A 7,226-nucleotide genomic window follows, 5' to 3' on the forward strand; every position below is an offset into this window, starting at 1 on the left:
GAGCAGACTGATGAGAGTTATTCCACTTTTGGTGTTACTAGGCAGCGTCAGCCTTTTACAAGGCTGTGCTGGAGTATTTGTTGCCGGAGCGGCAACCACCGCTGCCGTCGCCAATGACAGAAGAACCGTTGGTTCAGTCATCGATGACCAGAATATCGAAATGAAGTCATCCAGCGCCATTTCATCTCGCAAGGATATCAATAATGCCAGCCGCATAAGCGCAACCAGCGTTAATGGTAAAGTCCTGTTGGTTGGACAAACCCCCTATAGCCAATACAGCCGTGATGTCGAAAAACAGATCGCCCGTATTGATGGTGTCCGCTATATCTATAACGAACTGAGAATTCGGAAACCCATTGATCTCGGGCAGCAAACAACTGATTCCTGGATTACCTCTAAAGTCAAATCGCAGATGCTGACGACTAAGGGAATCGACAGCACGCATTTCAAGGTGGTAACCGAGAATGGTGAAGTCTTCCTGATGGGCCTGGTCACGCGGGATGAAGCCAGCCGGGCAGTTGAACTGACACGCAAGGTCAGCGGAGTGAAAAAGGTAATTAAGGTTTTCGAGTACATTCAGACACAGGACGGAGACAAGAAGCACTCGGAAACAGGGGCAGTCTCTAACACAAGCCCGCAAACGACTGCACCCGCGGGAGATGTCCAGATTGGTGCCGTACCGGAAGAAGTCATCCAGTACTGATAAAAAAACCGGCCATTGGCCGGTTTTTTATTTCACTATTCGCAGTGTCGGACGAGTACTGCCTGTTGGTTTCGGCGTGTCGTCAGGCGACGGCGGAACATCATCGGCTGACTCCATCTTCACTGCCTCATCAGCTTCGGCATCTTCCCAAGCAGCATAGGCCTCTTCAGGCGGAAAGAAGGTACCCATGCCATTCTCCCGGGCATGAATGGCCATCACTGCAGCCATCGGCACATAGACTTGAAATGGTACACCGCCGAAGCGTGCACTAAAGCTCAACGCCTCGTTATCAATCGTAAACGCCATGACCGCCTGCGGGGCTATATTCAGGACGATTTGATCGTCTTTGACAAACTGCATCGGCACTTTGACATGACGCACCTTGGTATTAACCAACAAGTGCGGAGTCATATCATTGTCTAACAGCCAGTCGTAAAACGCTCGCAGCAGATAAGGCCGACTAGGAGTCATATGATTTGGCATTGTCACAGGCCTGGCCGCATTTCGCGCTCAAAATCAGTCAAGGAAGCCTGGAAAGACTCACGCTCGAACAGACGTCCCATGTAGCTCTTCAGTTCTTTGGCACCCTTGCCAGTGAGCTCAATGCCTAACACAGGCAAGCGCCACAATAGCGGAGCCATGAAGCAATCGACCTGGCTGAATTCTTCGCTCATGAAGTAGGGATATTCATTGAAGATCGGCGCAATAGCCAGTAGCCCCTCGCGCAAATCTTTGCGGGCGACATCCGCATCAGCGGTATTAGCCATGATTTTGTCGACCAAAGAGTACCAGTCCAGTTCAATGCGATGCATCATCAGACGGCTATTACCACGCGCAACAGGATAGACTGGCATCAGTGGAGGGTGAGGGAAACGCTCATCCAGATATTCCATGATGATGCGTGAGGTATACAGCACCAAGTCTCGATCAACTAATGTTGGCACTGTTCCATAGGGATTGAGCTCAAGCAGCTCTTCCGGCAGATTATTCAGGTCAACCGGACAAATGTCGACAGTTACCCCCTTCTCAGCCAGCACGATACGGACCTGATGACTAAATAAATCATTGGCCGCAGAGAACAACGTCATTATTGAGCGCTTATTGGCAGCAAAAGCCATCGACCCCTCCATTTTCAAAACAGAGACGGCAATGAAGGCCGCCCCTCATCGCCAGACAAATATATAACAAAGACAGGTGCTCCCTTTAGCGCCATACAAGCACTTAGGATTCTTCCAAGGAGAAAGCTGCCTAAAACAGGTGTAATAGTGTACCAGATCCTGCGACGCCTGCGCAGGAATCGATTGATTAAAATTATATAGATGCAAAAGTTGCTTGCTGGCACATAAAGAAAACCCCGGTCGAAACCGGGGTTTTTGATAACAGCGATTAACGCTTGGAGTATTGCGGACGCTTACGAGCTTTGTGCAGACCGACTTTCTTACGTTCAACGCGACGAGCGTCACGAGTAACGAAGCCAGCCTTGCGCAGCGCCGGGCGCAGGCTCTCATCATATTCCATCAGAGCACGGGTAATGCCGTGACGGATCGCGCCAGCTTGACCAGAGATACCACCGCCAGAAACAGTGATAAACAGGTCCAGCTTTTCGCTCAGCTCAACCAGCTCGAGAGGTTGACGAACAACCATACGAGCGGTCGGACGACCGAAATACTCTTCCAGAGAGCGCTTGTTGATGACGATGTTACCATTACCAGCCTTTACGAATACGCGAGCAGTGGAGCTCTTGCGACGACCGGTACCGTAGTATTGATTTTCAGCCATTTGCCAGATCCCGAATTAGATGTCCAAAACTTGAGGTTGTTGAGCAGCATGGTTGTGCTCGCCACCAGCGTAAACTTTCAGCTTACGGAACATGGCGCGACCCAGCGGGCCCTTAGGCAACATACCCTTAACTGCGGCTTCAATAACCATTTCTGGCTTGCGGTCAATCAGCTTTTCAAAGCTGATTGACTTGATCCCACCCGGGAAACCGGAGTGAGCGTGGTACATCTTGGCGGCAGCCTTGTTACCGGTAACAGCAACCTTCTCAGCATTGATCACGATGATGTAATCACCGGTATCGACGTGAGGAGTGTATTCCGGCTTGTGCTTACCGCGCAGACGGCTGGCAATCTCAGTGGCGAGGCGACCCAGAGTCTTGCCCTCGGCGTCAACAACGTACCAGTCACGCTTTACGGTTTCTGGCTTGGCAACGAAAGTTTTCATTACAGTTAACCCAAATTACTGTTTGAAAGATAAACCGCATCCGTAACACGGACACGACAAAATGTACCTACCCGTACCCCTTCGAATACAAGTTGGTTAGAGTGCTAGTACCGTCATATCGACGGCCTGTAACGTGGGCTGGGCGATTATAAGTGAAGTCGCCCAAGAAATCACCTGCATCTTTCATTGCCCGTGAAATTTGCATTCGCCCAGCCCAGCCCTTCCGCTGGATGCCCCCAGAAGAAAGGCCGCATATTTTGACTAACAAAAGACCACTCTGGCAAGGTATTCCTGTGGCAATGATGGAATTATCTCTGATCGAGTGGGCTCGCTCCATGCGAAATGTGCTCTGGCACAGGCATCCGTCAACCGTATGACATCAAGGGTACCCTCCCGCCACGACAGCAGGTATAGTGCACTCCATACATGCTAGTTCCTGCAGTAAAAAGGATATGCTTATGACTGAATTCACTACCATTTTGTTTGTATTAATTGGCGTCATTATCGGTTTTGTTGCCGGACGAGCCACATCTCGCGCGGGAGATGCCAATAAGCTCCACAATGAGCTGACCCGGACAAGAAAAGAGCTGACTCACTACAAGCGGGAAATGACCGATCACTTTTCCAGCACCGCCAGTTTGCTCGAACAACTTGATGAGCAATACCAGCGACTCAGTCAGCATATGGTTGAGCAGAGCCAGAAGCTCATTCCTGCTGAGAACAACCCTTTTCAAACCGAAACCACCGAACACGCCGACGGCGATGTCGAGTTAACACCCATTACCAATACCCAACCACTGGATTACTCCGGGCAACCGTCTGGCCTGCTGAGTGACAAAAATCGTTTGGCGTAGGAACTTTTATTACAACTAGTAGTCATAATGAAGTGACTTAAGGGTCACTTTCATTCTATTAGGAGTTGTAATCAATGATGAACTCTTCTCGACTTAGCTTGTCTGCCCTTGCCCTTGCGCTTGGGCTTTGTGTTTTGCCCTTTTCAGCCAATGCTGCCTTGCCCTTAGCTGTTGATGGTCAGGAGATGCCGTCGCTAGCTCCGGTACTCGAGATTGTTACACCTGCCGTCGTCAATATTTCAGTGTCTGGAAAAAAGGTCACCAAAGAGGCTATTCCAGAGCAATTCCGCTTCTTTTTTGGACCTAACTTGCCATCAGAACAGGTACAGGAGCGGCCATTTCAAGCGCTGGGTTCCGGCGTGATCCTGGATGCAGCCAAAGGGTATGTCATTACCAACTTCCATGTGGTTGATGCCGCGGATGAAATCAAAGTCACACTCAAAGACGGCAGAGAGCTGACCGCTAAAAAAATTGGCGAAGATCAACAATCTGATATCGCTCTTCTGCAGGTTAAAGCCGATAAGTTAACTGCCGTTAAACTCGCTGACTCTGACAAACTTCGTGTCGGTGATTTTGCCATCGCCATTGGTAATCCGTTCGGGCTAGGGCAAACAGTCACATCAGGGATTGTCAGTGCGTTGGGACGCAGCGGCTTGAATATAGAGAACCTAGAGAACTTTATTCAAACAGATGCGGCAATTAACTCCGGGAATTCGGGTGGCGCCCTTATTAATCTCAGAGGGGAGCTCATCGGTATCAATACCGCTATCTTAGGTCCGAATGGAGGAAATATCGGCATCGGTTTTGCCATCCCGGCAAATATGGTGCGCGATTTGACAGACCAGATCATTAAATATGGTGAAGTTCGGCGCGGTGTTTTGGGTGTAATGGGTGGAGAGTTAACTGCTGATCTAGCTAAAGCATTCGGCTATGACAAACAAAACGGTGCGTTCGTCAGTCAGGTTATGCCAGGTTCTGCAGCAGACAAGGCTGGAATCAAAGCGGGCGACATCATAATCAGTATTGATGGTAATGTGATCCACTCATTTGGCGAATTACGAGCCAAAGTGGCCACGAAAGGTGCCGGCAAGCAAGTGGCGTTAGGTTTAATTCGTGATGGTAAAGAACAGACGGTACAGGTAACACTGAAGCAGTCTGAAGAGAGTGATGCCCCAGCTCAAAGCCTGCATCCTGCCCTTGAAGGCGCCAAGCTTGAGAATAGGAAAGATGCCAACATATCTGGTGTCGAAGTATCCGATGTGGCCTCACGAAGCCCCGCCGCAGCGATTGGATTGCGTAAAGGTGATGTCATCATTGGTGTTAACCGCATGAAGATAGACAATCTGTCTCAGCTCGCAAAAGTGATGAAAAAACGTTCCGACGTTCTAGCCTTGAACATCATTCGTGGTAATAGCTCCCTGTATTTAGTTCTTCGCTAACTTGTTATGAGGCGCCATTATCTGGCGCCTCATAACCACTATCTTCCCCTGCTATGCTATCCTGCCTCTCAAATGATCCGAGAGAGGCCAGTATGATTATCCATCCAAGCCTGCGTTATATAGCCAAGGCCGTATTACTTGGTGCCATCGTTGCGTTCTTATTAATTTTAATCTTCCCAGAATTAATTGGTAGCAGCCGAGATCAGCTCTACTCTAGCGATGCGCCTCCACCTACCAGCTATGCTCGCGCGGCGCGAGCAGCAGGACCAGCCGTGGTAAACATATATACTCGGACATTTCAAAAAACCAATATTGGAAAGCAGACAGAATTGAGACCTGAAGGTCTAGGTTCAGGTGTCATCATGAATAAAAAAGGACACATACTGACCAACTTTCATGTCATTGCCAGAGCAGACCAAATCATTGTTGCCTTACAGGATGGACGAATTTTCACTGCAGATTTGATTGGTTCTGATCCCCCAACCGACTTAGCCGTATTATCGATTAATGCCGATAATCTGCCAGTGATTCCACAAAATGACAAAATATCACCTCAAGTTGGCGACGTAGTACTCGCCATCGGCAATCCCTACAACGTCGGTCAAACCATTACTCAAGGAATTATTAGCGCCACTGGTCGTATTGGCTTAAGCACCATGGGTCCGGACAGTAATGGACGGCAAGACCTGCTTCAGACTGATGCCGCCATTAATTCAGGGAATTCGGGCGGAGCGCTGGTTAACAGCAACGGGGAGCTAGTTGGAATCAACTCAGCTTCTTATCAAACGAACAATGCGGAAAGTTCGGGCATCAGTTTCGCCATTCCCTATCACTTGGCCTATCGCATAATGAAAGATCTTATTGCAAATGGCCGTGTTATCCGGGGCTATCTGGGGATTTCTACCGTAGAAGTGGATCCCGTGACAGCCAAACTCCTTAATTTGGGAGAGTTAAAAGGCTTGATAGTTGAGAATCTTGATGAAAACGGCCCAGGAGGAAAAGCAGGACTCAAAAGTGGTGATGTTTTGTTAAAACTAAACGGAAAACAAATTGATGGCGTGCGTTCTGCTATGGATATGATTGCCGAGACATCTCCTGGACAGACGGTTGAGGTTCTGGTGTTAAGAGATGGTAACCCAGTCAATATCAAAGTAAGAGTTGAGGAAGATATTAGGTTCAGAAAATAAACGTGTACTGAACTAAAACCACTTCCAAGATGTAATGACCCACTGAAATCCTGCTCAGGTCATAATGAGTGGAGATCACAGACATGCACATTACGATGGACGAAGAAATCACACGTTGGACCGCCAAGCGCAAGACCGCTTTGGTCATGGACATCATCCAGGGCAAGACCACAGCTTCCGAGGCGGCTCACGACTTCGATTGACCCCCGCTGAAATTGCGGCGTGGGTTAATGACGCCAAACAGGGCATGGAGAACGCTCTGCGCGCCAAGCCGTTGGATATCTGCGAGCAGTACGAAAAACAACTCAAAGAGCTTCAAGAGGCCTATGGTGAAGCCATGCTGGAGTTACGCGCCAGAAAAAAGTTGGCCTCCCTGCTCGGCGAGGACGACAGATAGTCGCCGATGTTCAGCAGGGATTACGCGCCGAGGGTACCGAGGTCTCCGTCAGTAAAATCTGTCGTTGGTTTGGCTTGCCGCGGCGCAGCTCGTATTACCGAGGCGTCAAGGCAGCGCCCAAGGCTCAGGAGCATCTGGTGACGTCGATCAAGGTCATGATCGATGAGAATCCATCCTTCGGTTACCGAACCGTGGCGGCACTGCAGCGCTTTAACAAAAATACGGAACAGCGCATCTTCCAGCTCAAGGGGGCAAGTCCGTCAGCGAGCGTGCTGTGCCGGGTCTGGGCAGAACAGAATGGCTGGTGTTCTTTGGCCTTGGTGATAGAAGTGGGATATCTAAGGCGGCCGAAAGGCCAGCCCAGTTGGTAATCAGAGATAACGAGTAATCCCAGTCCCATGGGTCATAGAGATCCTGCGTACT

9 protein-coding genes and 1 pseudogene are annotated in these 7,226 nt (G+C 49.6%); 6 read left to right on the forward strand and 4 right to left on the reverse strand.

What is annotated here, in order from left to right; all coding sequences use genetic code 11:
- Positions 1-10: 10 nt before the first annotated feature.
- Positions 11-580 (forward strand): annotated as a pseudogene (dolP, locus tag ACFOSS_RS07630) (division/outer membrane stress-associated lipid-binding lipoprotein); the annotation flags it as partial.
- Between the two features lie 150 nt (positions 581-730).
- Here the strand turns inward: dolP and ACFOSS_RS07635 are convergent.
- The 4 genes from ACFOSS_RS07635 to rplM all read right to left on the reverse strand — a co-directional run bounded on the left by ACFOSS_RS07635 (position 731) and on the right by rplM (position 2,926).
- Positions 731-1,174: a ClpXP protease specificity-enhancing factor gene (locus ACFOSS_RS07635; RefSeq protein WP_377151621.1), complete on the reverse strand. Its 444-nt coding sequence runs from the start codon at positions 1,172-1,174 to the stop codon at positions 731-733.
- Between the two features lie 14 nt (positions 1,175-1,188).
- Entirely contained in the window at positions 1,189-1,821 is a 633-nt protein-coding gene (sspA, locus tag ACFOSS_RS07640) for a stringent starvation protein SspA (RefSeq protein ID WP_377151608.1), read from the reverse strand.
- A 268-nt stretch (positions 1,822-2,089) separates the two neighbouring features.
- Positions 2,090-2,482 carry a 30S ribosomal protein S9 gene (gene rpsI / locus ACFOSS_RS07645; RefSeq protein WP_377151609.1) on the reverse strand — a complete coding sequence of 131 codons (393 nt, stop codon included), beginning with the start codon at positions 2,480-2,482 and terminating at the stop codon, positions 2,090-2,092.
- A gap of 15 nt (positions 2,483-2,497) precedes the next feature.
- Positions 2,498-2,926 carry a 50S ribosomal protein L13 gene (gene rplM, locus ACFOSS_RS07650; RefSeq protein ID WP_377151610.1) on the reverse strand — a complete coding sequence of 143 codons (429 nt, stop codon included), beginning with the start codon at positions 2,924-2,926 and terminating at the stop codon, positions 2,498-2,500.
- A 458-nt stretch (positions 2,927-3,384) separates the two neighbouring features.
- Here rplM and ACFOSS_RS07655 point away from each other — a divergent pair, with 458 nt between their 5' ends.
- The 5 genes from ACFOSS_RS07655 (at position 3,385) to ACFOSS_RS07675 (ending at position 7,174) form a co-directional block, all read left to right on the forward strand.
- Positions 3,385-3,780 (forward strand): YhcB family protein, encoded by a 396-nt coding sequence (locus ACFOSS_RS07655; protein ID WP_377151611.1) that lies wholly within the window; start codon positions 3,385-3,387, stop codon positions 3,778-3,780.
- Between the two features lie 77 nt (positions 3,781-3,857).
- A complete protein-coding gene (locus tag ACFOSS_RS07660; protein ID WP_377151622.1) occupies positions 3,858-5,219 on the forward strand; it encodes a Do family serine endopeptidase in 1,362 nt (453 codons plus the stop codon).
- Positions 5,220-5,311: 92 nt separating this feature from the next.
- Entirely contained in the window at positions 5,312-6,406 is a 1,095-nt protein-coding gene (gene degS / locus ACFOSS_RS07665) for an outer membrane-stress sensor serine endopeptidase DegS (protein ID WP_377151612.1), read from the forward strand.
- A 199-nt stretch (positions 6,407-6,605) separates the two neighbouring features.
- Positions 6,606-6,803, forward strand: coding sequence for a hypothetical protein (locus tag ACFOSS_RS07670; protein WP_377151613.1), 198 nt, complete (start codon positions 6,606-6,608; stop codon positions 6,801-6,803).
- Positions 6,804-6,940: 137 nt separating this feature from the next.
- Positions 6,941-7,174: a hypothetical protein gene (locus ACFOSS_RS07675; RefSeq protein ID WP_377151614.1), complete on the forward strand. Its 234-nt coding sequence runs from the start codon at positions 6,941-6,943 to the stop codon at positions 7,172-7,174.
- Positions 7,175-7,226 lie beyond the last annotated feature (52 nt).

Origin of the sequence: Pseudaeromonas sharmana, from assembly GCF_042649925.1 — a bacterium.
GTDB lineage: Bacteria > Pseudomonadota > Gammaproteobacteria > Enterobacterales > Aeromonadaceae > Pseudaeromonas > Pseudaeromonas sharmana.